Source organism: uncultured Slackia sp. (genome assembly GCF_944321625.1).
Taxonomy (GTDB): domain Bacteria; phylum Actinomycetota; class Coriobacteriia; order Coriobacteriales; family Eggerthellaceae; genus Slackia.
Genome location: NZ_CALUMA010000029.1, coordinates 1 through 26,404 on the forward strand (window position 1 = coordinate 1; position 26,404 = coordinate 26,404).

A 26,404-nucleotide genomic window follows, 5' to 3' on the forward strand; every position below is an offset into this window, starting at 1 on the left:
CATTCGACCAACCCTGTCTGTAGGACGTGGAAACGAGACAAAGTGACTGACCCCTTTTCTCATGCGGTGCGACGTTGAACGATTCTGGCGACAGGAGCCGACAGGACCGCTACTCGACCGTGACGCTTTTCGCGAGGTTGCGCGGCTGGTCGACGTCGCATCCGCGCAAAAGTGCGATAGCGCGGGCGAACAGCTGCAAGGGAACGCTTGCGGTAATGGGCGTGAAACAGTCGCGCACTTTGGGAACGTAGATGACATGCCGGGCGATCTTTTTGATCTCTTCGTCCCCTTCCGTCGCAATGGCGACGATGAGCGCACCGCGGGCTTCGCACTCCTTCAAGTTCGAGACCAGCTTGTCGTACACAGGGCTTTCGGTCGCCACGGCAATGACCGGGAAACCGTCGTCGATCAGCGCAATGGGCCCATGCTTCATTTCGCCGGCAGCATAAGCCTCGGCATGCAGGTAGCTGATCTCTTTGAGCTTGAGCGCTCCCTCGTAGCAGATGGTTGAGCCGATGCCACGTCCGATGAACAGGGCGTTCTGCGCATCCTTGCAGGCGAGCGCCGCCTCTTCGATGGCGCTTGTGTCAGCCAGAATCTGCTCGATTTGCTGGGCGGTGTCAGCCATCTCGCGGAACAGCATGCGAATCTGCGCCGTGGTGAGACCGCCGCGCAGCTGGCCCAGAAGCATCGCCAGAAGCGTGAGCGCCGCCACCTGGCCCAAGAAACTCTTGGTAGCCGCCACGGCGATTTCCTTATTGGCCTTGATGTAAATCACGCCGTCGCTCTCGCGCGCCACGGGGCTGCCCACTACGTTGGTGATGCCGAACACCTTGGCGCCCTTGATGCGCGCGTCGCGGATGGCGGCAAGCGTGTCGGCCGTCTCGCCCGACTGTGACACGGCCACCACCAGGGTGGACGGCGTGACGATGGGGTTGCGATAGCGGAACTCGCTGGCAACCTCCACCTCGCAGGGGATACGGCTCCACGCCTCGATGAGGTTCTTTGCGATGAGCCCGGCGTGGTAGCTGGTGCCGCAAGCGATGATGTACACGCGGTCGATGGCGGCAAGCTCGTCGTAGTTGAGCGCCAGCTCGTCGAACTGCAGATGCCCGTTCACCATGCGGCCGGCCAGCGTGTCGCGGATGGTGCGGGGCTCCTCGTAGATTTCCTTCAGCATGAAGTCGGGGAAGCCGCCCTTCTCGGCGGCGTCGATATCCCAGTCCACATGCGTGACCTCGGGCTGGATGGCGTTTCCCTCCATGTCCACGTACTCAATGGACGTCTCGCCCGTGGCAGCGTCGCAGGTCAGCTTGGCGAAAGTGTCGTCCTCGAGCACCACTACATCGCGCGTCTCGTCGATGAGCGCCACGATGTCGCTGGCCACGAGCGCCCCGGTTTTGCCCTGGCCCACCACGATGGGCGAATCCTTGCGGGCGCACACGATCACGCCGGGCTCGGACTCGCAGATGGCAGCGATGGCATACGCACCGGCAAGGCGATTGCACGCCGCGCGCACGGCGGTCAGCAGGTCGCCGTCATAGGCCTCCTCGATCAGGTGCGCCGCCACCTCGGTGTCGGTTTCGCTGGAGAACACGTGGCCACGGCCCTCCAGCTCCTCGCGCAGACTGGCGAAGTTCTCGATGATGCCGTTGTGCACCACGACGATATGGTTTGCGCAGGCGGTGTGCGGGTGCGCGTTGCGCTCGCTCGGTTTGCCGTGGGTGGCCCAGCGCGTGTGCCCGATGCCGCACGTGCCCTCGATGCTCATGGAGTCCACCATGTTCGCGAGCGCGGCAACCTTGCCCACCTTATGCTTGACGTTGATGCCCTCGGCGGTTTGCACGGCGATACCCGCCGAGTCGTAGCCGCGGTATTCCATGCGCTTGAGTCCACGCAGCAAGATATCTTTCACCTGGAGCGTTCCGGTGTATCCGACGATTCCGCACATGTTCGCACCCTCCCTATCGTTCAAAGCGTGCATGCCTTATTCGGCTCCCTGGGTTCGCCCAAGACGAACACCGAGCGCGTGCGCGACCAGCATCAGAAAGCAGCGAACCAAAAACCCGTGAATTGTATCGCTGCTATATAAAGGGAGAGTTAACGGCGCGCCGGACGGTACGCACACGCGCCTAACAGGTAGGTCGGAGGCGCGATTGACGCGTTTTGACGCCCCGATATGGCCTCTAATACTAGGCGATTCCGAAAATCGGTCTAAAAATCGAGAATCTTTGTGGCTCTCGGCGTCAAAACAAGGGATTAGGCGGCCTTGCGCCAACATAATCCCAGGTGAGTTTTTTCTTCGAAGCCCGCGAACGGCAAAATCGCCCCAATGGGCACAAAGATTCTCGATTTTTTGACCGAAATTGAGATGTGCCCTGTAGAAAGACATCCATGGGGCACATTCCGCTAATTATTTGTTCCGATTATCCAGAAAATCGGCCACAGCTACACCGCACGGAGCGCTGGATGCAGGTCGGTCATGCGCACCATGCGTTTGCGCCATATAGCAAGCGCCGTGAGGGCGAAACATGCGACCAGAAACACCGCAAGCACGACCGCGCTGCTCAGCGCCACGTTGAATCCGATGCCCGTCATGATTTGACGCATACCTTCGACCGCATACGTCATGGGAAGAATCGAGCAAAACGCCTGGAAGAGTCCACCCATGGTTTCAACAGGGAACACACCCGACACACATGCCGCCTGCAGCATGAGCAAGACGATGGACGTAAGGCGACCGCCCAAGCCAAACGCCGCAGAGAGCAGCTGCGCGATGGCGGCAAACACCAACGCAACAAGCAGCCCAAACGCATAGAACTGCGGCACGTTTTCCACCTGCATGCCCAGCACGAACTGGAGCACCAGCATCATGATGACGGCCTGCGCCGCAGCGATCAGGGCAAAGGGGACGAAACCCGCGAACGCCGTCGCAACAGGATTGGCGCCCGACGCGGAGAGTCGCTTGTCGAACGGGCGCAGCGCGAAACTTGCAGCAAGGCAGCCAATCCACAGGCCGATTGCCAGGAAGTATGGCGCGAGGCCCGCGGCGAAGCTGTTCACATGCGTGTAATACGACTCGGAAAGCTCCACGGGCTCCGACATCATGTCGGCCTTGTCCTCGATTTCAGCCTTGGGCATGCGCAGACCCTCGGAGTCTTCGGAAAGCTGGTCGGCAAGCGACTGATTGCTTTCGGCCACCATGGTCATGCCCTCGCCCATCTGGCCTGATGCCTGGGCGAGCGCGTCGGCTCCGCTCACGAGTGCACCCGTGCTGGATGCAACCGTGGAAATGCCCTGCGTGAACGCCGGCAGGCTTTGCGCCAAAACGCTCGCACCGCTCACGTAGGCCGAAACGCCCGTGGCAAGGCTCTGCGCGCCCTGGTCGAGTTGATCGATGCCCTCGGCGAGCGCAGGCGTGGCGGCCGCCAGGGCAGACGTGCCCAAAGACAGCGCCGAGGTGCCCTGCTGAGTGAGAGACAGCCCCTGGCCCAACGCATCGATGCCCTGGGTCACGCCGCTGGATGCGGTAGAAACCAGGTCATTGGACTGCGAAATGCCCGACCCGATTGCTCGAGCGCCCTGCAGGCCGGCATCGATGCCGTTAGCAGCGGCATAAAGCGTTTTGGTGCCGGACGAACTCGCATCGAGAAGCGGGGCGTCGGACGAGGTTCCAATCGTGTTCGACGAGACGCTTTCTACCGCCTGCGCCGCCGCATCTATCTGCGTTGCAATGCCGGAGGAGGTCATGCCGGAAATGGCACTTGCCGCCGTTGATGCAGCACTGGCATTTGCGGATGCGGAAGTAAGATTATCGGCTGCCGTAGCGAGCGATGCGCTTGCGTTGCCGAGATCGCCAGATGCATCGTTAAGCGAGTCGATTGCGGCGGAAACCGTAGTAGCATCCGCTTCGCTCAGCGTTCCACTTTGCAAAAGCGCATTGAGCGTAGCCTGCGCATCGGCGATATTTGCCTGGGCATCGACCTCATACTGCTGAGCCGTGCTAACCGCACCTTGCGCATCGGTCACATTGCCTGCAGCGGCGTTCGCGGCGTCAGACACTTCCGCCACCTGGCCCGCCACAGCCTGGTCGTCCTCGGCGGCGGCTGCCTGATCGGCCACTGCTCGCAAGTCGGCGGCAACACCGTCAAGCGCCTGCTTGGCGGAAGAAAGGCCCTCGTCGAGGGCGGCCGCGGCGTTGCCTTCGATAGACGCAAGACTCCCGTCAAGGCTCTCAAGCCCCGCGCCTGTCGCCTGGGAAAGCGACGTGACCGTTTGCGACGATGCCGCAAGCGTGGGATTTTCCATATCGAGCGCCTGGTCGGAAGACCCAATGGAGTCGACCGTCGCCTTTAGTCCCTCATCAACCGCCTGAGCGCCCGAGGCAAGCTGCCCGGTCTGCTCGCCCAATGCGGACGTTTGGCTGGCCAGAGCGGACAAACCCGTCGCCATGCCCTGCGCACCCGCGTCGAGCACCGAACCGGTGGACCCAAGAGCGGCGGCGCCCTGGGCAATCGCATCGCCGCCCGACGCCAGCGTGCTCAAGCCGCTTTGCAGCGCGGCGGCACCCTGACCCATGCTTGAAATCCCCTCAGTAATGGCAGAATTGCCCTCCATCACGGTTTCCATGCCTTGGGCAAGCTGCTCGGCGCCGGCGGACGACTCCTCCATGCTCTCGCCCGCGTCGCTCGAACGCGTGAGCATGGTGTTCCAATATTGGCGCGTCACGGAATTGGTCACCTGGGTCTGAATGGACTGCCACACGCTGCGGCCCATTTGGCTGGCAGCGGCGTTCTTGGATTCGTTGTATTCGATGCCCAGGTCAGCCGCCTTGGGCTCGCCGGTGTCGGCCGATGCGATCTTCTCGGAGAAATCGGACGGAATGGTGCACACCATGTAGTACGCGCCCGACTCCATGCCCGCCTGCGCTTCGTCGGCGCTCACGAAACTCCACTTCAGACCGTCGGTGCGCGCCGCCACATCGTCGCACACCTCCTCGCCCACGTTGCGCTCTTCGCCGTTGATGGTGGCGCCCTCGTCCTCATTGACGATGGCGACCGGCACGGCCTCAAGCGACTTGTACGGGTCGGCGAGCGAGCCAAGATAGAACGCAGCGCACAAGCACGGTATCACGAGAAGCGCGACAAGCAGGGCTTTCATGCCCCCGCTCCCTGCGATGTTCTTCAATTCTAAGCCGGCGAAGCGAAATCCTCCGAATGCCATGCTCTTCCTCCGTAATGCGAAATGCCCTGGGAACATTTATTTCACTAGGTGAGGCCGCCCAACGCGACCCGCTCGCCCCACTCGTCCGCGCAAAGCGAATCGGCTCGGACGAATTTGTTCTTACTAGCTCAACTCGTATATGCAATCGGCGGCCTGCGCCAGATCGCGATCGGCGCATGCGGCCATGACGGCGATGCCGCGTTCATGGGCGATGCGCGACAAGCGCTCCATCAGGCGCGCGGACTGCCGCGCGGTCAGGCCGGTTTCCACATCGTCCACCGCCAAGGCCTCGGGGTCGCCCGCCATGCCCAAAGCGATGCCCAGCAACACCAGCCGTTCACGCGGAAGGTCGCCCACGCTCATGCGAGACAAATCTTCGATGCCCCACTCGCGCAGATACGCTTCCACGTCGTCTTGCTTGGAAGGCTTGCCGAACAGCGAAAGCTCCGCCGCAACGGTTGCCGCGACGGTCAGATTTTCGCGCAAATCGTTCACGCCCGCCACAAGCCCCAGGCCGATGCGGCGTTGCACGCGGCGCGCGCCTTTAGGCATGCGTTCGCCCAGAATGGTGAGTTCGCCCTGATTGTGCGCCATGCGAGCCGCCAGCGTGAGAAGCAACGCCGTCTTGCCGCTGCCATCGCGGCCGCGCAACGCCGTAAGCTCGCCCTTGCGCACCGTGCACGTCATGCCGGCGTAAGGGCATCCTTGCGACGTGCGCAAACCGATCTCGCGCGCCTGCGCGTATACCATATCGGCCGAAAGGGCCTCATTCAAAGCAGTTTCTTCGGCTTCCACCATGCGTATCCTTCTCAAACATGCGCGTTTGTTTCCCTCGAATCACGCAATGGTACCACCTGACCCAATTGTGCGAGGTTGCCGATAGGCAATCCCTCCATTTTGTTTCCAAGCTGGAAAACGCGAGGGAACGCAAAAGAGCCGTCGCGCATGGCACCGTCGCACCTCACCCTCAGGCATTTGGGCATATAGAATCTCCTGTTTCCAGCCTTGGGCATTGGGCGCATGGAGCCTCCTGATAAAACCTCCTGGCAAGAAACAGGAGGCGATTCGCAGCCGGCGGCCTTTTCTCGCGCAAAACAAAACCGCCCGCACAACGAAGGCGCGGGCGGAAGCGATGCTCTTTACTGGGCGGCAGCCAAAAGACGTAATGCCGTTTGGCGATTGCCGGCGAATGTGATGTTATTCGGCGGTGGCCAGCGGGCTGGGCGTGGTGTACACGCGGGCGGCATACTCCTGGTCCAAGTCGTAGAGCGCCTTGGCGTCGGAGCCGAACAGCTTCATCTTGGTGATCATGGTGTCAGCGGTGTCTTCCTCCTCCATCTGCTCCTCGATGAACCAATCCAGGAACTTCATGGTGCGGTAATCCTTGGCCTCGGCGGCGGCGGAGTAGATGTCGTTGATCAGCGAGGTCACGTACTTCTCATGCTCCAGGCCGGCCTCAAGCGGCTCCAGGAAGTTGGAGAAGGTCTTGTCGGGCTGCGCGATGGCGGAAAGCTTCACCTTCACACCGTTGTCATGCAGGTAATTGCGGAAGATCAGCGCATGGTCGCGCTCCTCGGCGGCCTGAATCTCGTAGAAGTTGGCGTAGCCCTCCAGGCCCTCCTCCTCGTAGTAATCGGCGAAGGACAGGTACAGGTAGGCGCTGTACAGCTCGGCGTTGATCTGGGCGTTGATAAGCTCGTAGACTTTCTGATCCATGGTGATTCTCCTCCTGTGTTAAAGCGGAATCGTTTGCGTGGCCCCATTGTACGACGCATCGTGCTCTTTCTTATTGAGAATGAGTATCAATAAGCAAAACGACATGGTTTCGTCATGATGAGAACTTATTGGGCTCCAAATTGCTCAATGGCGTCAATGAGTCCTTGGCGGCCTTCCGACACTTCCATCTTGTCATATATATGGCGCACATGAGTTTGCGCCGTACTTTTGGAAATGCACAGAGCTTCACATATATAAGGAATACTGCGCCCCTTTGCCAGCATTACTAGCACCTCAGTCTCACGCGGAGAAAGCGAGAAATGACGGGCAATCTCTTGGAATTTCAAAGCCTCAGCGGGACGTTCGTCCAAAAAATAATGTCCGCCCATTTCGCGTGTCTCATGCGCCAAATCGTAGCGTTTGGCCATACCCCACTGCATAACCACCACAACAAACAGGCCGCAGATGCTCAGCGCGCTGACATAATCTATCGGCATTATCGGCCGGATGGCTAGAAGCGCTGCCGACAGGGCCTCCCCAATGAGCGCCCCCGTGACAACAAGCAGCATGCCCCATGCACACACCTGAGAGGCATTGGCTCCGCGCTCCTGCGAAATATTACCCATGACTATCACGAAATACACCATGAAGCTTCCAAAGCCAGCGAACGCAAGCGCCAGACAGCCCATACGCCATATCTCGCTTGCAAAAGGCAAGAGCAACAGTGACACTGCTACCACGATAGCCGAGGGGCGAACCGCAATGAGAGGATTCGTCCTTCCCGACCCAAACATCATCACCAGCGTGATGATGGCCTCCAGAACAAAAAGTGCCGCCACATGAATCATGCCGGGCGCAGCAGCGGAAACCCACTGGGCTTCTTGCTCGGGAAGAGCGTGCCCGCACAGCACAAAAAGCACGCCGAACAAGATCGCCGAAGAAGCAAGCTCCGCCTCGAACGGAAAAGTCGACACCTTCTCTTGAACCGGAGACTCACGCACCGCATCTTCGCCATCAGCAGCAAAAGCGAACGCTGCGGATAGTGCAGGAAGGCATCCGCCCACGAAAAGCGCAAAAGGTTGAGGGATGATAGCGATGGCCCCATATATCACACAACCAGCCATCACGCCTCCGGCCAAAATGAATACGCGCTCACGAAGCAACACGGCCGAGACGCGGCATGCCCATATACAGCACAATAAAACAAGCGCCACTGCCGTCATGATTGCCGAAACAACATCAAACATCAAAGCATGGGCATATTCGGAAATAAGCACGCCGAATAAACCGCATACCCCGCAGCAAACCGCCATGGCAAAGGAATGCGAGCGGGCGCTCAAAACCCACTGCCCAACCCGAGGCACAAACGCAATCGCCGCAAACATGCACGCGACGCCGACACACACAAGGAGTCGCCATGAGAGATATTCCCCCGCAAGCGTTGGCGTACGGGAAAATACAGGCGATATGGCAAGCAACAATAACCACGCAGAAAGTAAAGCGACCCCGAGCGGCGCATAAATGTGCACGCCCCGAAGCATCTTCTTAAGTCGCACCGGAGGCATAAGATTTATTGCCATAAAGAATGTTTCCCCTCGTCAGAAGGCATCGTGCGTTTTTACCGATACCCCATATCCCCACAATACATGCATTATACCGATTGTGCATAGACAGAGCAGACGGCAATCTGAGGTCACCCGATGCGAAGCGCTCACGAAGTTTTGGTTGATGCGGCATGCGCTTGCGACATGGCACGCAACGTATCCAAAACGAACGCCAGAACGGAAATTACTAAGCGCAGGACATCGATGCAACGCAAGGAAGAAAGGGAGAATCATGGAACTCACGCGACGCAACTTCCTCGGAGCCGCCGGTGCAGCAGGAGCCGCCATCTTTGCCAGCAGCGCCCTTGCCGGATGCGCACCCACCCAGGTAAGCTCAAACTCTTCATCTGAGGAGAATAACGCACATACCTGGGAGACCAAACCCGAACCTGTAGCAGATATCTCTTCCACCGAAAGTACCGACGTTGTGGTCATTGGCGGTGGCATGTCGGGCTTTTCCGCCGCATGCTCGGCCGCTGAAAAGGGTGCCAAGGTTGTGCTTATCGAAAAGACGGGTGCCGCCCAGTTCCGCGGAATCGACTATGGTGCCGTAGGCGGCAAAATTCAGCTTGAGGCCGGCATCGATCTTCGCGACCGCAAGAATGACGTACTGCAAGAGGTGCTTCGCTGGGGAAGCCATCGCGGCGACTACCGCGTGGTTAAAGCGTGGCTCGATAATTCCGCCGAAGCGCTCGATTGGGCTGCCGACATGCTTTCTTCTCATGGCATTCAGGTTGCCCCCATGCCTATTGAGATGCAAGTTATTCCCGACGCTTGGTACGAGCATTTCGCAACCGATGCGTTCCAGATTGTTCCCACTGACGAGCTCATCGCCGAGGGCGGCGAAGCCGGCTATGAGCCTCCCTACGCCATTGGATGGGCGAAGGCATTCACCGCATACGCTGAAGAGCTCGGCGTTGACGTGCGCTTCAACTCCGAAGCGCTCCAACTCGTGCAAGCCGAAGACGGCACCGTGACGGGCGTAGTGTATGAAGGTGAAGAGGGAACCATCCAGGTTGATGCGAAATCGGTCGTTCTCGCCACAGGCGGCTACGGCGCTGACGAAGAGATGATGGACGCCTTCATTCCCAACCACGCCGAAGACATTCACAACATCACCACCCCCGCACATAACACCGGCGACGGCATTCGCATGGGTGCGTGGGCAGGCGCCGCCATCGACCCCGCACCCCATTGCCCGATGTATTTTGACGAAGGTGTTGAGGGTCTCGAGCACATGCCGTCCATCCCGCTGACGCGCCAGCCCTGGCTCTACCTCAATGACCTGGGCGAACGCTTCTGCAACGAAGACATGCCTTATGCTTACGTGTGCCGCGCCCACAATGCGCAGCCGCGCCACATGAAATGGGTCATTTGGGATGCCAAGTGGGAAACCGACGGTCCCGCCATGGGCATGATCGTGTGCAAGGACTTCCGTTCGCCGTTGCACGACCCCGAGCAAATTAAGCAGTTCATCGAAGACGGCAGCATCATGTCGGCAGACACTATTGACGAGTTACTGGGCAAGATGGAAGGCATCGATGTCGAAACCGCTAAGAAGACCATCGAGCACTACAACGAGCTGTGTGCCGCCGGGGAAGACACTGACTTTGGCAAGCGCAAACAGTGTCTGAGCTCAATCACCGAGCCCCCGTTCTATGCGGTGCACGCAGGTACTACGCTGCTCGTTACCCTGGGTGGTCTGCAGATCAACGAGAACCAGCAGGTTATTGACGCTAACGCCCACCCGATTCCTGGTTTGTGGGCTGCGGGCAACTGCTCGGGCAGCTTCTTCTTCGATGACTACCCTATTACGATTTCCGGCGTAAGCCACGGGCGTGCCTGCACGGGCGGCCGCCGCGCCGGACAATTCGCCGCCGACGCAGCGCTTGGCGCGTAAAGTAGCCGCCGTTCACCAAGACAAGTAATCGACTTAGCGCCGCCTCATTCAAACCGAAGCACAACCACTCGCCCCGCCTGCACCCCCTCCCTTGGCAGGCGGGGCTCTTTATGCACTCAAATGGGATGCGATAGATGCATAAAAGGGCCAAGCCCCCTGAATATCAGGGTTTTGCCTCCTTCTGCCAGGCAGTCTCAGTTTTGCTATTACAAAACACCAGGTCACAGGTTTGCTGTTATTCACGTACTTTGCTCGCTCGCGTATAACCCTGATTTTCAGGGGGTTTTGCGCGAGCAGGGCGACACAGAAGGAAGAAAAAGGCCTCTGCCGCCCTAATCCATGCGCTGCACGCCGATGCCGATGAGGCCCGGGCCGGTGTGTACCACCAGCGCGGGGCTGATTTGCTCGAAATACACCTCGCGCGCATGGGGGAACAGCTCCGCCGCACGATCGTAGATGGCGCGCGCCTCCGCCTCAGCGTCGCCGTGCACGATGGCTACGCGATACGCCTGCGAATTGCCCAATGCTTTTTGGGCCATGGCAATCGTCTTCTTGAGCGACGCTTTGCGTCCATGCGCCTTTGCGCAGGTCACATACGTGCCTTCTTCGTCACATGTGATAACGGGGCGAATGTCGAACGCCGTGCCCAGCGAATGCGTCACCTTGCCGATGCGCCCGCCCGCATACAGGTAATCCAGCGTGCCCACGCAGAAAAACACCCGCGTCTTGGCCGCCGCCTCGTGTGCGATTTTCATCACCTTATCGAAAGGTTCGCCCGCGCACACCGCCTGCGCCGTTGCGATGGCGACGAACCCCGCGCCCAACGCGATGCTGCGCGTGTCCACAACCTCGATATGCATGGAGCCGCAGCCCGCGGCAACGCTGCGCATCATGTCGAACGTGCCCGAAAGCCCCGAGGAAATGCTGATGACCGCCACATGCGTGTAGCCCTCGCTTGCAAGCTGGTCGAACAGCGCAGACACCTCGGCGGGCGAAGGAAGCGACGTCTTGGGGATTTCCTCCGAGAAGCGCGCGTAGACCTCGTTGGGCTGGATGTCCACGCGGTCGCGGAACGACTCGTTGAGATAGTTGATGTGCAGCGGCACCACGCGAATGCCCAGCTTAAGCGCTGTATCGGCGGGAACGTCGGCACACGAATCGGTGACCACGGCGATCTTCTGGCCTGCAGCCTCCTGCGACGAATCGCGCTCGAGCACGCCTCGCACTACCTCTCGGATATCGGGAACCATAATCGGCGCCTCCTTCGTGCCGCATACGCCTGCAGCCGTCTTCGCCTGCGCCTCGTATGCCCACGAGAGCCACCCGTGCCTAGCGAACCTGCGCAGGAATCAATCTGGTATTGAAAACCAGATTAAGTAATCGTTGTAACCGTGTCAACCAATGTGGAGTTTAGTTGAACGCCCCGCCGCAAGCCGATTCGCCCATAGCACGAAGCGCCCCGCACCTGGTAGGCTACGAGCCATGCCTAAGAAACATGAACAGATTCCTCCCATGGGAGAGCACGAATTCGTGGAGCTCATCCGCACGCTGCACCTGCCGCGCTACGCCGAGCTTCCGCCGATCGATCTCTACATGGACCAGCTCCTCACCTACGTTGAAGAGCACCTGCGTCCGTTGGTCTCGGCCGACGAGAAGCTGCTCACGTCCTCCATGGTGAACAACTACGTTAAGCAGCACGTGATTCCCACGCCGCAGCGCAAGCGCTACACGCGCGACCACATCGCCTACTTGATTGCGATTTGCCTGCTCAAGCGCACGTTTTCCATCAGCGACATCAAGCGGCTTCTGGAAGCGCAGGCCGCCACGCACGACGCCAACCGCGCCTACGACTTCTTTTGCACCACCATCGAGGAAAGCCTGCGCGTGCTGTTCTGCGGCACCGTGAAATCCGACAGCCTGGGAAGCTGGGCGCTCGAGCGCAGCGAAGGGTTCGCGTTCGCGCTCAAGGTGGCCGACGCCGCCAACCTCACGCCCGAACGACGCATGGCCATCTCGGCCGCCACCTGCGCCGCCAATAAGATTTACGTAGAAAAGTGTTTCGAGCTGAGCATCCTTGGGGGCGCCTTTGCCCAGCCGAGCGACGAAGGAAACGGCGGAGACGATGACTAGCATGCTTCAGGACGAAAAAGACGCGCTGCCAAACGACGGCATTCCTTCGAACGATGCAACGGATGGCGCAGTGGCATTGAACGATGAGGCATCGCAGAAGAATGAAATGTCGCAGGGCAACGACACGTCCCGCCCTGCCTCCGACGCCGAAATTGCCCGCAAGACCGATGAACTGACCGCGCGCGCATACGAGCGCAGCCGCGAACGTATTATGGCACGCTTCGAGGACAAAGAAGTCGCCCGCGATATTGTCACGCTGGCAGGCATGACCGAAATCTATTGCGCCGACCACCATGATGACTCTCTGCGCACCCCTTATGAAAGCGAGGCTGTTCGCGCCGGCGTGTACCCCGCGCACAAGATTCCCCGCCTATGCCCCGAATGCGCCGCTCATACCCGCTACGGCGAGGTGCGACGCGCGCTCTGCCGTCGCGAGCCGCGCCCTAGCTGCAAAACCTGCTCCAACCACTGCTATGCACCAGCTGAGCAGGCGTTCCAGCGCAAGGCGATGGCCTACGCCGGACCACGCGCAATGTTCCGCGGACACGCAATCGAGGCAATTCGCCACCTGATTCAGACGCGTTTGAGCTAAACCGGGCAAAGGCTCGACCTAGAGCGACTATCCCAGCGCCACATCCAGGATCATCATTAGGAGGAAGCCCGCCATCACGCCGGCGGTGCCCCAGTTGCTGTGGTCACCCAGGTGCGCCTCGGGGATGAGCTCCTCGACCACCACGAACATCATGGCTCCGGCGGAAAACGCCAGCATCCACGGCATATACGGCGTGATGAACCCGATGCCCAGCACCACCAGGCACCCAAACACCGGCTCAGCCAGACCCGACAGGCTGCCCATGGCGAACGCCTTCGCGCGGCTCATGCCCTCCTGCGCAAGCGGCAGCGAGACCGCCGCGCCTTCGGGGATGTTCTGAATGCCAATACCCAGCGCGAGCGCCGTGGCCATGCCCAGAAGCACCGGGTCGCCGCCCTGCTGAGCGGCCATGCCAAACAGCAGACCCACGCTCATGCCTTCGGGGATGTTGTGCAGCGTGACCGCCGTGAACAGGAGAGTCGAGCGGCCCCACCGCGACGGCAGGCCCTCGGCGTGGCTCTTGCCGATGTTCAGGTGCGGCAGAAGCGCGTGCAGCACGAACAGGAACGCTGCGCCCAGCACGAAGCCGCCCGCCGCAGGAATCCATCCTATCTGGCCCATCTCCTCCGCGCGCTCGATGGCGGGAATGAGCAGGCTCCATACGCTCGCGGCTATCATGACGCCTGCGGCGAATCCCAAAAACAGCGTCTGCGCGATACCGCCCTTTTTGCCGCGAATCAAAAACACCGCGGCGGCACCCACCGTGGTGCACAAGAACGTAAACCCGGTGCCAGCGGCGGCACCCAGAAATGCATCAAGCATACAATCTCCTATTCTCGGGCCACTTCCCGAGCCGCTATCGCCCAAATGCCTCCGAGGCACTTGCCCGAAAGCACTCGCGCACGGTTCGTTTTGGCCCTCTCAGCGCGCACCTTCCGGCTCTGCCTCCTCGGAGCGAGCGGCAAACCGCAAGGCGAACGCACAACATTCCGCGCCCATCATCCCCTATTTTTTCTTTTTTTAACACACGCCGTCGAAATCATTGCAAAATTCGCCATAGAACAACGTCGCACGCGTTAGACTTGCAGTATGAACTGTTTTCGCCCGCGCATGCCAAAGCGCCCGAGCAGTTTCCGCCAACTCGGCAGCGTTCATGAGCGCCCCTTCGCCAAAACGCCGCCGCGCTGCCCCAAGTGAAACGAGGATGCCATGATCAACCAGCGCATGTATGAACTAGGAAGCGAGCCTTCCGCCATCCGCGAGCTGTTCGCCTACGGCATGGCGCGCAAGGCTGAGATCGGCGACGAGAACGTGTTCGACTTCAGCCTGGGCAATCCCAGCATCCCCGCACCCGCCGCGGTGCACGACGCCATCATCGACCTGATGAAGCTGCCGCCCGAGCAGGTGCACGCCTACACGCCCGCCCAGGGGTCCGCGGGCGTGCGCACCGCTATCGCCGAGTCGCTCAACCGCCGCTTTGACACCACCTACTCAGCGGACGACCTGTATATGACCGTGGGAGCGGCGGCATCGCTTTCCATCACCATCAACGCGGTGGCCAACCCCGGCGACGAGTTCATCGTGGTGGCGCCGTACTTCCCCGAATACAAGGTGTGGATCGAGTCCGCCGGCTGCACCTGCGTGGAGGTGCTTGCCCGCCTGGACGATTTCCAGCTGAACATCGAGGCCATCGAGGGCGCCATCACGCCGCGCACCAAGGGCGTGATCGTGAACTCGCCCAACAACCCCACCGGCGCGGTGTACCCCGCGTGCGACCTGACCGAGCTCGCCAGCGCGCTGCGCCGCAAGCAAGACGAGCTGGGAACCACCATCTATCTGATCGCCGACGAGCCGTATCGTGAGATTGTGTACGGCGGCCCCGGCGTGCCGTGGGTGCCGTCGCTCTACGAGAACACGTTCGTGTGCTACTCGTACTCCAAGTCGCTTAGCCTGCCGGGTGAGCGCATCGGGTACATCCTGGTGCCGCCCGCGATGAAGGACGCACGCAAGGTGTACGCCGCCGTGTGCGGTGCCGGCCGCGCGCTGGGGTTCGTATGCGCGCCGGCGCTGTTCCAGAGCGTAATCGAGCGCTGCGTAGACGCGCCATGTGACGTGGAAGCATACCGTGCCAACCGCGAGGCACTGTACGAGGGCCTTACCGAGCTGGGCTATGAATGCGTGACGCCGCAGGGCGCGTTCTACTTGTGGGTGCGCGCGCTGGAGCCCGATGCGCAGGCGTTTTCCGAGGCCGCGAAGGCGCATGAGCTGTTGCTGGTGCCTTCCGACAGCTTCGGCGTGGGCGGATGGGTGCGCATCGGCTACTGCGTGAGCCACGAGACCATCGTGAATTCGCTGTCCGCGTTCGCCGAGCTTATGCGCGAGTATCAGCAGAAACTCAAGGGATAATTCGCGCCGGCCCCGCATGGAGTCCCGCATTAGACCCTACGCGAGATTCCGCGTTACAAGGTAGATTGGCCGAACCCCAAAGAACGTATGAACTGCCTCCCATTTCTTGGATAAGAAAAAGTCCGAGAGATGGGAGGCTTTCTCTTGCCAATCGACATGCGGCGCACACACGACCGCCCGATCAGGAAGCGCGCCGCCCCATGATATTGCCGTCCCATGGTTGCACGGCGCAGCATTCGCCGCCGCCATCTTGCCTCGTGTGCAACGCAGGAACGTAGTACAATTCTCCCAATATTCAGGGAAAGGGAGCCATGCAATTTACCACTGCGAATCAGGCTGATTTACGCGATTTTTCGGCAGGACCCACGCTGCTCGATGCGGCGAAGGCGCCCTATCGCCTAGGCTGGGCGTTCTTGCTCGCCTGGGTGTTTTGCGTGTTCTACCTGCAGCTTTTCGGCGTGCCGTCGGGCGATGCGCTCATTGCGGCAGACGCAGTGCCCGGGACCTTGGCCCTGTTCTTTGATGCGTTTCCCGTTTTCGTGTCCATCGCCACGCTGGCTGCCGTGATTGCCGCGGAGCGCAGGCTTGGCCCTCCATCGGCGCACCCGCGCATCGAACTCGCAATGGCAGTCATCGCCTCCGTCGGCACACCTCTGCTGCTTGTTTCGGCGGGCGACGTCGCGTTGACGACCGTTTTGTTTGCCGCGGCGTCCCTTTTGACCGGCATCGGCAGCGGCGTCATGTGGGTGTCGTGGGGCGAGCATTACGCACGCATTCCGCAGGAAGACGTGGAGCTCTTCGGTCCCGTTTCCGCCGTGCTGGGCGCGCTCATTACGCTGGGCGTTTCTGCCATGAGCGGCTGGGTTGTCGTGGCGGTTGTCGCATCGTTCCCCCTGCTGTCGGGGCTTTGCCTTTTCATCGCACGCAAAGAGGACGAGGCCAATGGCGCGCCGGCACCTGCCGCGGGTGGCAAGGCGGCACACGTCGCCGTGCTGCCGACCGATAACTTCGCAAGCAGCGCCGAAGCAATCCAGAGCACTACCGCCCATACCGACGCTTCCCCGGACAACGCGTCGCATGAAGACGCTTCCCCGTTTTCTGCCCTTGCCATTCCCGCCACGATGGGGCGCACCATTGTGGGAATCATGGTGGCGTGTCTTTTTGTTTGCGTTGCCGGAGCGCTCGTGGAGGGACGAAACTCTTTCGACAGCTTGGGCATTCAAATTGCGCTGCTTGTGTCCACCCTATTTACGCTTGCCATCGCGTTCATTTCGGTCGTGGGGCCAAGGCGCATTTCTATTTCGTTCTTTTATCGCTGGATGTGCCCGGCACTCGTGCTGGGATTTGCCGCCATCATTCTTTTTGGAGACACGCTGGGCAGTTATCTCGCATTTACTATGTCGGTAGCGGCGCGCTTTGCGTTCTGCCTGATCACGCAGATGTATTTTGCGCGCGTCACTTCGGAGAACAAGATGACCGCCGTTCAGGCGTATGGCTGGGGCTGGATTTCGGTCCACCTGGGCGACTTTCTGGGAGTGCTCGCCACCGCAGCGTTTGCCGAAGCAATTGCCGACAGTATGATTACACTCGACCAGGTTGCCGCCGCGTCCATGGCGGCGTTGGTGGTGGCAACGATGTTCGTTATCGACGACAAACGAAGCTTTGCCTCGCCCGCCGACAATTTGGTCGCCAAGGATGCTTCGACCGCCAACGATTCCGCGGATATTCAGGCAAGTGGCACGACCGCAGCACCTAAGCCCACTAACTCCGCCAAAACCGCCGAAGACGAAAGTGCAATGGACGCCGATCCGTCTACGCTCTCAACGGATGACCGTATAGCTTCGATTGCCCAAGAATATGGGCTCACGCGTCGCGAGTCAGAAGTGTTTGCGCTGCTCGCACGCGGGCGCTCCGTACCGTACGTGCGCGATGCGCTGGTCATCTCGCGCGAGACCGCAGCCACCCATGCCAAACACATCTACGCCAAACTGGGCGTTCACAGCCGCCAAGAACTCATCGACCTCGTAGCCGACTATCGCCCCAGCCCAGCAGAGAAGCATGATGCCTAAGGAAAAGCACCAGCAATAGCATCAAAGGACCCGACGCCCCACATCAGGTGCATCCTAATCCATCAGGATATTGATATTCATATACAAGCATGTTATATATTTAATATGCGAATTAATGCATTAATAGCAAACGTGCTACTAGACACCCAAAAATACGGGACAAAAAATCGAGAATGTTTGTGCCAAGGGTATCGAAACAAGGCACTATCTTGGTTGCAAAAAATTGCGACCTGAGAAAACGCAATCCATGAGACTCGGGCGACGCCGAAATAAAAGCTGCATACGCAAAGATTCTCGATTTTCTGTCCAAATTTCGGACGCATCATGTATTGCACCATATATCAAACCTATTTTGCCCTGAAAATGCCCCTGCCGCCCGCCAAGGAGGCCGGGCACGACCCGCTCGCGGGGCGCACAGGACGCCTCCGGGGATGACGACGGACTGGCAGCCGGAGTTCTCGCGCAACCTGCATCCCAGCCTAGTGTCATACAAAAGGAAAGAGCCCCGCAGGGCCCTTTCCTTGGGAGGGTGACATTGAGTTGCCTGGTAAGGAAGATGCGTTACTCCACGCCCAGCGCGTGCTTGGCAGCGATGCGAGCGAAGGTCGCGGTACGGCCGGCGTTCATGCCCGTGAAATTAGACGGGTAGTTGTGCGGATAGAAGCCGCCCTGGTCGTTGCCGCACACATACAGGCCCTCGATTACGGAGCCGTCGGCGCGCAGCGGCTGGCTGTTGGTGTCGGTGATCACGCCGTGGATGGTCACCAGCAGAGCACCGGCGATACGGGCAGCGTAGAACGGAGCGGCCTCAACGTCGGACAGACGGTAAGCCGGCTTGCCGAAATCGGTGTCCTCGCCCTTGGCGCACAGCTCGTTGTAATGCTCGACGGTGGCCAGGAAGGTCTCGGTGGTCTCGGCGTCAAAGCCCATAGCCTCGGCCAGACCCTCAAGAGTGTCGGCCTTCTTGAGCATGCCGTTCTCCAGGCGGGGCTGCAGCCAGAAGGAATCCAGGTGCTCCTTGGTGAGCGCCTCGCAGTCGTACACGTCGGCGTTGAAGGCAGTGCCGCTGGGTGCAGGATACAGACGAGAGCATCCGCAGGTGTCGAACTGCTTGATGTCGTCCCAGTAATTACCGTCCCACACGATCCAGCTGTAGTGGCCGGGCTGGTTGGCGCCGGCGGCGAAGCTCATGGGATAGCACTGGTCCTCGTTCATGAAGCGCTCGCCGCGAATGTTCACATGCAGGAACGGCTGGCTGCCGGGCAGGAAGATGTCGCCGCCGGTGCGGGAGCCGTCGAACTCGAAGCCGTCGGGCAGGATGGCGCGGTTCCACACCATGCAGCCGCCGCCCGCCTCAAGCTCGGCGCCGGCCCACAAAGCCATGCGGATGCCGTCGCCCGTCTCGCCGGTGGCGCTGGTCAGGCCGCACCAGGTGGAGTTGCCGGGGGCCAGCTCGTCAAGCATCTCGAGGTTGGCGCCATAGCCGCCGGTGCACACGATAACGCCCTTGGAGGCATTGATCTGGATGAAGCCGTCCTCGCCCTCGGCGACAACGCCGGTCACGCGACCGGACTCGTCCTGGATAAGCTGCTAAGCCGGGGTGTTGAAGCGAATCTCGCCGCCCAAATCGTTGGTGAACACGTCGGACATGACCTCGAGGTGCATGTAGGCGCCGTAGTTGGGGCCATCGGGATTGTACTCATCGAGGCAGGGGTTATAGCACATGGCCGGGTAGTAGGCGTGCGGATCGTCGGGCGCATGCCACTCGAACGGGAAGAGCATGCCCTTGGGCTCCAAAGTCTCCTTCATCCACTCGATCATCTCGCCGGATTTCTCGGCCCAGGTCTTGTAGAGCGGGGCGTTGATGTCGCCGGCGTTCACCGTAGCGGCGTGGTTGATGAGCGTGGGCACATCCTCTTTGTGGTCGGACGCAAGGTTGGAGTTCAGCGCGCCGATGGCCTCGCGAGCCATGGCGATGGCGCCGGCCTTCTCCAGCACGACGACCTTCGCGCCGTTTTGAGCGGCGGTGGTGGCAGCAACCAGGCCGCCGTTGCCCGCGCCCACAACCACCAGGTCGCAGTCAACGGTCTCGGCGAACTCGGTGGGCATCTCGGGCTGGTCGCGCCAAGAGCCGGTGGTTGCCGCAGCCTCATCGGAAGAGCTGCTTGCGGTGCTGGGCGAGCAGCCAGCCAGCACGCCGGCAGTCGCAGCGCCCGCAGCGGCGACGCCGCCGAACTTAAACAAATCGCGACGAGTGAGTTCCATAATTCCCTCCTATTGTCGATGCCAGACGGTGGCTGCATTGCGTGGCACGCGTCGGATGCATGTGCGTTGCGTGTTGCGCATCACACCCGCCAACCCGCCCTCTACGGCTTGGCCCGCCCGGCTTTGATGATGTGCACTCTACCTGCGCGACGGAGGGGAATCATCGCGTGGTACAGGGGATTTATCAGGGGATTTGCATGTAATCAGTGAGAAATACCCGAAAGTAGGGTATGCCAGATACGGGATACGCACGGCCAATTCGGAAGGGAGGCCGGTTATCGACACTGCCGCCGATTCCGTTACGCCTCTTGTTTTTGATGCATCTTGGCGACCTTGCGGGCGGCACGCTGCAGAGCGTTCGTCTTGTCCAGCGTGCGATTGCGAAAATAAATCGCCCAATTGAAACCAAGGAAAATCATATTGAGGAAGTACACGGCAAGCACCCAATTGATGGCTCCCGCGCAAAACTTAGCGGCGATGCCCGCGACGTACCCCATCGTGATAAGCAAAATGAACTGCCAGCTGGTGCCCGCTGCCGTACGCGCGCGATACGCCTTCCAGGCATTCATCGGCCACGAAAGGCCAAAACAAATCAACATGACGGCTTCCAGTATCTCAGCCATGGGGCATACATCCCTTTCCCAACGCCCGCCGCGCATGGCGCATGACGATCATGACTCAGAGCGCGTATGACGCTTATGGCGGGCTTCGTCCAAAACAGCTCGGCAGATGGTACGCCCACCAGTCCAAAGCGTCCAGATGGCAAAAGAAAGTTTTAACGCACATTCCATTCACGCGCTCAAGACCGCCGAGAATGCCACGCTTTTAGCACGAACAGCTTGGCTCTCGTCCAACAGCCCCTTGTCATAATTTCGCGGTCAATCCCGCATGGCACGATCATTCGACACCATGATCTTCCGGTATCTAACGCAAGAAGTCCGACCCGCAGTATCGCGCAGGTCGGGCTTCGCGCAACGGAACATTAAGGGAGGGATGGAGGGGCGTCCCATTGTCAGCTACGACACCGTTAAATTACGGCACAAACGGGCGAGAAGCAATGCGGATGCCGTCGTGCTGCAGTTTTTTGGCAATGCGGCAAGTAGCCCTGTCGTAGCAGAACAATAACGCCAGGTCAGACGAGTACTGATTACGTGCATACTCGCGGCGCCCGCTGAAAACTGCAGCATGACGGCATTCTTTTTCGGCAGAGCCCTCGCAAAAGGCTGAAAACACCCAGCGCTCAAGCAAGTCGACCTTTATCCCTGCCCCTATCCTTTGCGAAAGCCCGTCACGGAGATGCGCGAAACAGGATTGCCGGCACCGTCGATCACGCGCACGGCAGCGAAACACAGCGAAAGGCCGCTCTTTTCGACCTCGCACTCGGCAATCAGACGAGCATCCTTGGGCGCGCTCATGAAATCAATCGTGCTCGAAGCGGTAACCGTGGGCGCTTGGCCTACATTGGACGCAATCGCAAACGCGAAATCGGCCAGCGTAAACGACACGCCGCCCATAAGCGCGCCCATGCCGTTGCGATGATCCGGCCCTATTTCCATGCTTACGCGAGCGTAGCCAGGACGCGCATCTTCGATCGTGGGCGTAAGCGTTGTGGTGGCATAGCGGTCTTTCTCGAACGTCGCGCGTATCTCGTCAAAGGACGCATCCGCCGCGACCAGGGGTTCTGCCATATTTCTCTCCTCATCTCATATAAAAGAAGGGGCCGCATATTCTGCGGCCCCTTCCAAACATCCGGTCTTGCGGCTTGGCGCGATACACGCACGCCACTCAGACTTGCGGCGCAGCGAAACGCGCAGCCGCCGCTTGGCCTTGCGGCGCACCATGCGCCCACAAAGCCTTCGCCCTTACGCGTCCAGGTTCTTGAATGCCTCGGGAACCTCCTTGAAGCCCTTGGACTTCACGGCCGCCACGATCATGCCGATAACGAACCAAGTGATGCCCATCGCCCAAGTGAGCGCCTGGAAGCCGGTGAATACATACACCAGAATGGCGATGCCGATCCAGGGGCAGATCAGGTACTTCACTACGCCGCCAAAAGAACGCTCCTTCTGCTTCACGAAGAAATACCAGAACACCGAGAAATTCAGCATGATGAAGCCGAACAGGGCGCCGAAGTTCACCAGGGTAGCGAGGTCAGCCATTCCCAAAATCGCCACCAGGATGAATGCCACAATGCCAATAAAGATCGAACCTACCCAGGGGGTCTTGTACTTGGGATGTACCTTGCCGAAGATGCGCGGGATAACGCCATCGCGGCCCATGGAGTACAGCAGACGAGAAGCGGCGAGCTGAGCGTTCATGATGTTGGCAATGCCCACAGCCACGATGTTGATGACCAGCATGATGTTCATGAACAGGTTGCCGCCGATCAGCTGGCAGCCATAGAAGAACGCGTTGTTGGCGTGCTCTTCATCCCAGCTCATCCAGTCGGGCTGAATCAGCGAAGCGATGTAGGTCTGAACGCTGAAGCACACGATGATGATGAGCAGGGCGATCATGATGCCGCGGCCGATGTTCTTCTCGGGCTCGTGGGTTTCCTCAGCCAACGTGGAAATGCCGTCGAAGCCAAGGAAGTTAAGCGCCGCGATGGAAATGCCCGCAGCAATGAAGGTGGGGGTGACAACGTCAGGCTGCCAAATGGGGTCCATGTTGAACTCGCCAGCGCCGCCGCCGCCCATGATGAAGTTGCAGCCCAGAGCCACAAACGCAATAACGGCGATGATCTCGATGGCGAAAATCACGAAGTCGATGCCGCGGGTGAGGGAAACGCCGCGAATGTTGACGAAGGTATTGAATGCAACGAACACGATGATCCACAACCACCAGGGGCTATTGGGAACCAGCATAACGCCCCAGTTGGCAACCATGGTGTACAGCAGAGCAGGAGCGATGCAGTAGTCCAACAGAATCATCCAGCCCGAAATAAAGCCCGCATGCGGGTTCAGACCGCGCTGCACATAGGAGTACACCGATCCCGCGATGGGGAACTTCTTACTCATGCGCACATAGCTCAGAGCCGTAAAGCCGATGGCCACGAAACCTACCAGGTAGACCAGCGTGGACATACCCAGGCCCTGCTGCTGCACAAGGCCCCAGATAGAGTGCGGGGCGATGATGACCATGAACAGAACGCCGTACAAAACGACGTCCCAAAGGCCCATGCCGCGGCGCAGCTCTTGCTTATAGCCGAACTGCTGCTCGAGCTTCTCGGCGCTCGAAAGTTTTTCTGCCATTGCCTTTTCCTTCTACTCGCTTTCCTTACCTGCCAAAAGCCAGCGGCATACGCATGTTGCCCTTGCGTCGGTTTGCTCATTTTCCCAGATGGCGTGCCGCTCTTGCTGTTCCGAGAAACCCATGATCAAACCTTGCAGCTTCGCGGTATTCCCCCTTTGGCATCGCATGCCCACGTCGCTTGGTTTTGACATATCGCTTTAACGCGATAGAGCAGTTTAGCATCGCCTTTAGCATATGTGGAGAACTTGTGCACATGTTTTAGCGCATCGGAAACAGATGCGCGGTGAACGGTCACCCGAGCTAAGCCGGCGGCGCAATTGAGACGAAAAGAGGAGAGGTGGAAAAGATGCGAGGCACAGATCCCCTCTGCAGATGGAGATGCAAAATGAGCCCCATCGCGAGCATGGTGCGCAACAAAAGTCCCTTCCGCAGTGCGCAAAAAGAACCCCTTCCGCGAATATCCACGAATACGAGGTAAAGACCCTCGTCCATGGGCTCAGCGCGCTGGCGGGACCCCTTCCGCAAATAGGGGGGTACAAAGCAGCCTTGTTTTGCAGTGCGCTTACGAATTAGATCCGCTTTGCACCTCCGATTTGCATTCCGAGTCTACTTTGTACCCCTTTTTACAATTCAGGCCCGCTTTGCACCTCCGGAGAAGTACAAAGCGGGCCTCTTTCGTAAATCGACTCTGCAGTCTGTAGCCGAACCGCCCTTGCTGCCGCGGAGTCAGCCTCCGCGCCTTTGAGCGTTGCGGCACCTTGCGGGAAACGCCTTACGGCTGCGGGATCAGGGGCTCCAGGTCGTAGAGCTTGGGCGTGCCGATGCGCAGCGACAGCTGCACCTCGCACGGCTCGCAGCCCTGGCTGATTTCCACGTCAGACTGGACGGACATATACATGTACGTCTCCTCGGCATCCCAGCCGGTGATGCGCATGATCAGACGCTGCATCTCCTTTGCCGCGTTCATCAGCGCCTCGTCATACTTGGGCGCGCAGGCGTTCACGTACCACTTGTCGTGCGTCTCCAGCACGGGCCAGTTGAGCTCGAAGCCCTTGACCAGCTGAATCTTGACGAGGATCTCGGCCGGAATCTCAATGCCGGTTCCGCACAGCTCGCCATCGCCCATCGTGGCGTGCACGTCGCCCATCTGCAGTAACGCGCCCGGCACGCGCACCGGGAAGTACAGGCGCGCGCCCTTGGTGATGTGCTTGTTGTCCATGTTCCCACCGTGGTTGCCCACGAAGCCGTCAATCACGGGCTCGCCGTCGGGCGCGGTGCCAATGACGCCGATCATCGGGTTGATAGGGAACTTCACGCCATTGAAATCGGCTACGCCGTCCTTGATCTGGATCTTCTTGGTGCGATAACCCGTGGTTTCGAACAGCGGGCCGCAGTGGTCATCAGTGGCGATGGTGCCTTCGTCGGCCACCTGGATGTCGTAGACGTCAACCACCAGCACGTCGCCCGGCTCGGCCCCCTCAACGTATACGGGGCCGGCGGCAGGGTTCGCGAAGCCGTAGGTGTAATCCAGGTCGGCCATGGTAGTGTCCTCGTCGGGGATGCGGTTGGAGAAGCAGTCCAGCGTCTTGAACAGCAGCATGTCGCCCGGTTTAGCCGTGTCGCACGGGGCGTTCTCCTTATTGAAGTCGTACACCTGCGCTTCGATGATTTTCATGGTTCCCTTCTTCCCCTAATAGATCCCGAACATGTAATCCAGTTCTTCCTCCCAGCTGTCCTGGTCGACGACCCACTGGTCGCCCTCTTTCACCAGGTCAACGGTGGCGTAGTACGTGGTCATGTCGGTGGTTTCGTCCATCGCTTCATAGTAGAGTTCGCCGATGCGCGCCTTGGCCTCATCCTCGGTCATCGTCTTGACTTCCTCGGAGCCATTGAGCGCGTTCACCTTGTCGTAGAAGTTCATCATGAACGCATACGAGTCGCGCATCTCGATGTCGGCATACATGGTGCCCTCGCCGTCTTCCTCATACACATACACGCCATCAGGGGTGTAGGTGAGGTCGGTCAGCATCCAACGCGCCAGATCTGCGGGGTCGATGCCCAAATCGGTATGGCTCACGTCCATGGCCTCGGTGAATCCCTCGTCCAGCTCGGATGCCAGATACTGCACCGTAGCCTCGTCCTGGTTGACGAGTTTGTCTAGCTCGGCGGTGGCGGCGGCTTCTGCTTGTTGCTCGGCCTCGGTCAAATCAGTGGAGACGGAGCCGGAATCGCCGGAGTCGATGACCGCATCGAGCTCGCTATAGCCCGTGTCGGCGTAATCGTCCATCGAGGAGATCACCGCGCAGCTGACCATGCCCCAGAAAATGAAGCCGAAAACGGCGAACACGATGCCGATGATGCCGCACACCTTGCCGCCCGTGGCCTTGCCGTCGCGGCCGAACTGCTTGGCCGATTTGGAGGCAAGCACGATGGCGACGATACCCAAGATGATGCCCAGCAGGGGCAGCCACGAGAACAGGATGGCGAGAATACCGCAGATGAGCGCGCCGATTGCCTTTCCGTTGCTCTTCTGGGCGTATGCGGGCGCCACCGGAGGCGGAGGATAAGCGCCTTGGCCGTTATAGCCCATGGGCTGAGCCGGCTGCGCGGGCTGCTGAGGTTGCTGACCGTACGGCTGCTGCGGCTGGGGCTGAGGTTGCGGCTGATTGCCACCGAACGGCTGCGTGGGGTCGAAGCCCGTAGGTTGAACCGGAGCGGCAGCCTGCTGGGGCTGCGCCGGTGCAGCGGGCTGGGCGGGTTGCGCGGGCGCGCCCACCGGCTGAGCGGGCTGCTGAGGTTGAGTCGGTTGCTGCGGCGCAGCAGGAGCCACAGGTGCGGCAGGAGCTTGCGGGGCCGCAGACGCCTCAGGAGTGGAGGGCGCCACAGGGACCTCAGGAGCGGCAGGCGCCTCAGAAGCCGGAGCCGTCGGCTGCGGAGGTGCGACCGGTTGCGGCGGCGTCGCGGGCTGAGCGGGGCATGCCGGAGCGACAGGTTCTGCGGGCGCGGCGGGCGTTGCAGGCTCAACCGGCGCAGCAGGTTCAACCGGAGCGGCAGGCGCTTCGGGAGCAGGCGGCGTTACGGGGGACTCGGGCTGTTCGGGAGCGGGAACGCCAGGGGTCTTCTCTTCCATCTTCACCCTCTTTTCTAAAGACACATTTTCCTAAAGTTAAGGAACGTTTTCAGAATACCACCACACTGCCATCGCGCCCCCAGCAATACGCGCGCATCGTGCCATAATGGTGCAAAT

General features: G+C 60.1%; 20 protein-coding genes. 5 read left to right on the forward strand and 15 right to left on the reverse strand.

Annotation, left to right across the window (positions count from 1 at the left end):
• Nucleotides 1–109: 109 nt before the first annotated feature.
• The 5 genes from glmS to Q0J60_RS02615 all read right to left on the reverse strand — a co-directional run bounded on the left by glmS (nucleotide 110) and on the right by Q0J60_RS02615 (nucleotide 8,519).
• Nucleotides 110–1,951, reverse strand: a complete 1,842-nt coding sequence (glmS, locus tag Q0J60_RS02595; protein ID WP_294438671.1) for a glutamine--fructose-6-phosphate transaminase (isomerizing) — start codon at nucleotides 1,949–1,951, stop codon at nucleotides 110–112.
• Nucleotides 1,952–2,448: 497 nt separating this feature from the next.
• Entirely contained in the window at nucleotides 2,449–5,259 is a 2,811-nt protein-coding gene (locus Q0J60_RS02600; protein WP_367178766.1) for a YhgE/Pip family protein, read from the reverse strand.
• Nucleotides 5,260–5,346: 87 nt separating this feature from the next.
• Nucleotides 5,347–6,021, reverse strand: a complete 675-nt coding sequence (locus Q0J60_RS02605) for an ATP-binding cassette domain-containing protein (protein ID WP_294438673.1) — start codon at nucleotides 6,019–6,021, stop codon at nucleotides 5,347–5,349.
• Between the two features lie 399 nt (nucleotides 6,022–6,420).
• Nucleotides 6,421–6,939 (reverse strand): ferritin, encoded by a 519-nt coding sequence (locus Q0J60_RS02610; RefSeq protein ID WP_294438674.1) that lies wholly within the window; start codon nucleotides 6,937–6,939, stop codon nucleotides 6,421–6,423.
• 125 nt (nucleotides 6,940–7,064) lie between these two features.
• Complete coding sequence (locus Q0J60_RS02615; protein ID WP_294438675.1) at nucleotides 7,065–8,519, reverse strand: LuxR C-terminal-related transcriptional regulator; 1,455 nt, start codon at nucleotides 8,517–8,519, stop codon at nucleotides 7,065–7,067.
• A gap of 256 nt (nucleotides 8,520–8,775) precedes the next feature.
• On the opposite strand from Q0J60_RS02615, the gene Q0J60_RS02620 reads away from it, so the two are divergent.
• Complete coding sequence (locus Q0J60_RS02620; protein ID WP_294438677.1) at nucleotides 8,776–10,443, forward strand: FAD-dependent oxidoreductase; 1,668 nt, start codon at nucleotides 8,776–8,778, stop codon at nucleotides 10,441–10,443.
• Between the two features lie 332 nt (nucleotides 10,444–10,775).
• On the opposite strand, the gene Q0J60_RS02625 is transcribed toward Q0J60_RS02620, so the two are convergent.
• Nucleotides 10,776–11,693 (reverse strand): DegV family protein, encoded by a 918-nt coding sequence (locus Q0J60_RS02625; protein ID WP_294438678.1) that lies wholly within the window; start codon nucleotides 11,691–11,693, stop codon nucleotides 10,776–10,778.
• A gap of 232 nt (nucleotides 11,694–11,925) precedes the next feature.
• Between Q0J60_RS02625 and Q0J60_RS02630 the strand changes: the two genes are divergently transcribed.
• Both Q0J60_RS02630 and Q0J60_RS02635 read left to right on the forward strand, forming a co-directional pair.
• Nucleotides 11,926–12,573, forward strand: coding sequence for a DUF1836 domain-containing protein (locus Q0J60_RS02630; protein WP_294438679.1), 648 nt, complete (start codon nucleotides 11,926–11,928; stop codon nucleotides 12,571–12,573).
• Nucleotides 12,566–13,165 carry a nitrous oxide-stimulated promoter family protein gene (locus Q0J60_RS02635; protein WP_294438681.1) on the forward strand — a complete coding sequence of 200 codons (600 nt, stop codon included), beginning with the start codon at nucleotides 12,566–12,568 and terminating at the stop codon, nucleotides 13,163–13,165. Before Q0J60_RS02630 ends, Q0J60_RS02635 begins: the two co-directional genes overlap by 8 nt.
• Nucleotides 13,166–13,192: 27 nt before the next feature.
• On the opposite strand, the gene Q0J60_RS02640 is transcribed toward Q0J60_RS02635, so the two are convergent.
• A complete protein-coding gene (locus tag Q0J60_RS02640; protein WP_294438682.1) occupies nucleotides 13,193–13,987 on the reverse strand; it encodes a ZIP family metal transporter in 795 nt (264 codons plus the stop codon).
• A 387-nt stretch (nucleotides 13,988–14,374) separates the two neighbouring features.
• Between Q0J60_RS02640 and Q0J60_RS02645 the strand changes: the two genes are divergently transcribed.
• A complete protein-coding gene (locus tag Q0J60_RS02645; RefSeq protein ID WP_294438683.1) occupies nucleotides 14,375–15,571 on the forward strand; it encodes a pyridoxal phosphate-dependent aminotransferase in 1,197 nt (398 codons plus the stop codon).
• A 311-nt stretch (nucleotides 15,572–15,882) separates the two neighbouring features.
• Complete coding sequence (locus Q0J60_RS02650; RefSeq protein WP_294438684.1) at nucleotides 15,883–17,640, forward strand: response regulator transcription factor; 1,758 nt, start codon at nucleotides 15,883–15,885, stop codon at nucleotides 17,638–17,640.
• A 561-nt stretch (nucleotides 17,641–18,201) separates the two neighbouring features.
• Here the strand turns inward: Q0J60_RS02650 and Q0J60_RS02655 are convergent.
• From Q0J60_RS02655 to Q0J60_RS02690, 8 genes are all read right to left on the reverse strand, one after another.
• Nucleotides 18,202–19,203 (reverse strand): FAD-binding protein, encoded by a 1,002-nt coding sequence (locus tag Q0J60_RS02655; protein WP_294438685.1) that lies wholly within the window; start codon nucleotides 19,201–19,203, stop codon nucleotides 18,202–18,204.
• Nucleotides 19,204–19,230: 27 nt separating this feature from the next.
• On the reverse strand, nucleotides 19,231–19,905 hold the full coding sequence (locus Q0J60_RS02660) for an FAD-binding protein (RefSeq protein ID WP_294438687.1): 675 nt from the start codon (nucleotides 19,903–19,905) through the stop codon (nucleotides 19,231–19,233).
• A gap of 299 nt (nucleotides 19,906–20,204) precedes the next feature.
• The gene (locus Q0J60_RS02665) at nucleotides 20,205–20,528 is read right to left on the reverse strand and encodes a hypothetical protein (protein ID WP_294438688.1); all 324 of its coding nucleotides are present in this window, start codon (nucleotides 20,526–20,528) and stop codon (nucleotides 20,205–20,207) included.
• A gap of 409 nt (nucleotides 20,529–20,937) precedes the next feature.
• Nucleotides 20,938–21,153, reverse strand: a complete 216-nt coding sequence (locus Q0J60_RS02670) for a hypothetical protein (RefSeq protein WP_294438689.1) — start codon at nucleotides 21,151–21,153, stop codon at nucleotides 20,938–20,940.
• A 20-nt stretch (nucleotides 21,154–21,173) separates the two neighbouring features.
• The gene (locus Q0J60_RS02675; protein WP_294438690.1) at nucleotides 21,174–21,593 is read right to left on the reverse strand and encodes a PaaI family thioesterase; all 420 of its coding nucleotides are present in this window, start codon (nucleotides 21,591–21,593) and stop codon (nucleotides 21,174–21,176) included.
• A gap of 174 nt (nucleotides 21,594–21,767) precedes the next feature.
• Nucleotides 21,768–23,156: an APC family permease gene (locus Q0J60_RS02680; protein WP_294438691.1), complete on the reverse strand. Its 1,389-nt coding sequence runs from the start codon at nucleotides 23,154–23,156 to the stop codon at nucleotides 21,768–21,770.
• A 773-nt stretch (nucleotides 23,157–23,929) separates the two neighbouring features.
• Nucleotides 23,930–24,832, reverse strand: coding sequence for an acetamidase/formamidase family protein (locus Q0J60_RS02685; protein ID WP_294438692.1), 903 nt, complete (start codon nucleotides 24,830–24,832; stop codon nucleotides 23,930–23,932).
• Nucleotides 24,833–24,847: 15 nt separating this feature from the next.
• Nucleotides 24,848–26,287: a DUF4190 domain-containing protein gene (locus Q0J60_RS02690; protein WP_294438693.1), complete on the reverse strand. Its 1,440-nt coding sequence runs from the start codon at nucleotides 26,285–26,287 to the stop codon at nucleotides 24,848–24,850.
• Between the last annotated feature and the right edge of the window lie 117 nt (nucleotides 26,288–26,404).

What these genes read in the sequence shown, in the direction of transcription:
- glmS (WP_294438671.1), bottom strand. Translation starts at nt 1,951, where the DNA reads ATGTGCGGAATCGTCGGATACACCGGAACGCTCCAGGTGAAAGATATC.
- Q0J60_RS02600 (WP_367178766.1), bottom strand. Translation starts at nt 5,259, where the DNA reads ATGTTCCCAGGGCATTTCGCATTACGGAGGAAGAGCATGGCATTCGGA.
- Q0J60_RS02605 (WP_294438673.1), bottom strand. Translation starts at nt 6,021, where the DNA reads ATGGTGGAAGCCGAAGAAACTGCTTTGAATGAGGCCCTTTCGGCCGAT.
- Q0J60_RS02610 (WP_294438674.1), bottom strand. Translation starts at nt 6,939, where the DNA reads ATGGATCAGAAAGTCTACGAGCTTATCAACGCCCAGATCAACGCCGAG.
- Q0J60_RS02615 (WP_294438675.1), bottom strand. Translation starts at nt 8,519, where the DNA reads ATGGCAATAAATCTTATGCCTCCGGTGCGACTTAAGAAGATGCTTCGG.
- Q0J60_RS02620 (WP_294438677.1), top strand. Translation starts at nt 8,776, where the DNA reads ATGGAACTCACGCGACGCAACTTCCTCGGAGCCGCCGGTGCAGCAGGA.
- Q0J60_RS02625 (WP_294438678.1), bottom strand. Translation starts at nt 11,693, where the DNA reads ATGGTTCCCGATATCCGAGAGGTAGTGCGAGGCGTGCTCGAGCGCGAT.
- Q0J60_RS02630 (WP_294438679.1), top strand. Translation starts at nt 11,926, where the DNA reads ATGCCTAAGAAACATGAACAGATTCCTCCCATGGGAGAGCACGAATTC.
- Q0J60_RS02635 (WP_294438681.1), top strand. Translation starts at nt 12,566, where the DNA reads ATGACTAGCATGCTTCAGGACGAAAAAGACGCGCTGCCAAACGACGGC.
- Q0J60_RS02640 (WP_294438682.1), bottom strand. Translation starts at nt 13,987, where the DNA reads ATGCTTGATGCATTTCTGGGTGCCGCCGCTGGCACCGGGTTTACGTTC.
- Q0J60_RS02645 (WP_294438683.1), top strand. Translation starts at nt 14,375, where the DNA reads ATGATCAACCAGCGCATGTATGAACTAGGAAGCGAGCCTTCCGCCATC.
- Q0J60_RS02650 (WP_294438684.1), top strand. Translation starts at nt 15,883, where the DNA reads ATGCAATTTACCACTGCGAATCAGGCTGATTTACGCGATTTTTCGGCA.
- Q0J60_RS02660 (WP_294438687.1), bottom strand. Translation starts at nt 19,905, where the DNA reads ATGGAACTCACTCGTCGCGATTTGTTTAAGTTCGGCGGCGTCGCCGCT.
- Q0J60_RS02665 (WP_294438688.1), bottom strand. Translation starts at nt 20,528, where the DNA reads ATGGCTGAGATACTGGAAGCCGTCATGTTGATTTGTTTTGGCCTTTCG.
- Q0J60_RS02675 (WP_294438690.1), bottom strand. Translation starts at nt 21,593, where the DNA reads ATGGCAGAACCCCTGGTCGCGGCGGATGCGTCCTTTGACGAGATACGC.
- Q0J60_RS02680 (WP_294438691.1), bottom strand. Translation starts at nt 23,156, where the DNA reads ATGGCAGAAAAACTTTCGAGCGCCGAGAAGCTCGAGCAGCAGTTCGGC.
- Q0J60_RS02685 (WP_294438692.1), bottom strand. Translation starts at nt 24,832, where the DNA reads ATGAAAATCATCGAAGCGCAGGTGTACGACTTCAATAAGGAGAACGCC.
- Q0J60_RS02690 (WP_294438693.1), bottom strand. Translation starts at nt 26,287, where the DNA reads ATGGAAGAGAAGACCCCTGGCGTTCCCGCTCCCGAACAGCCCGAGTCC.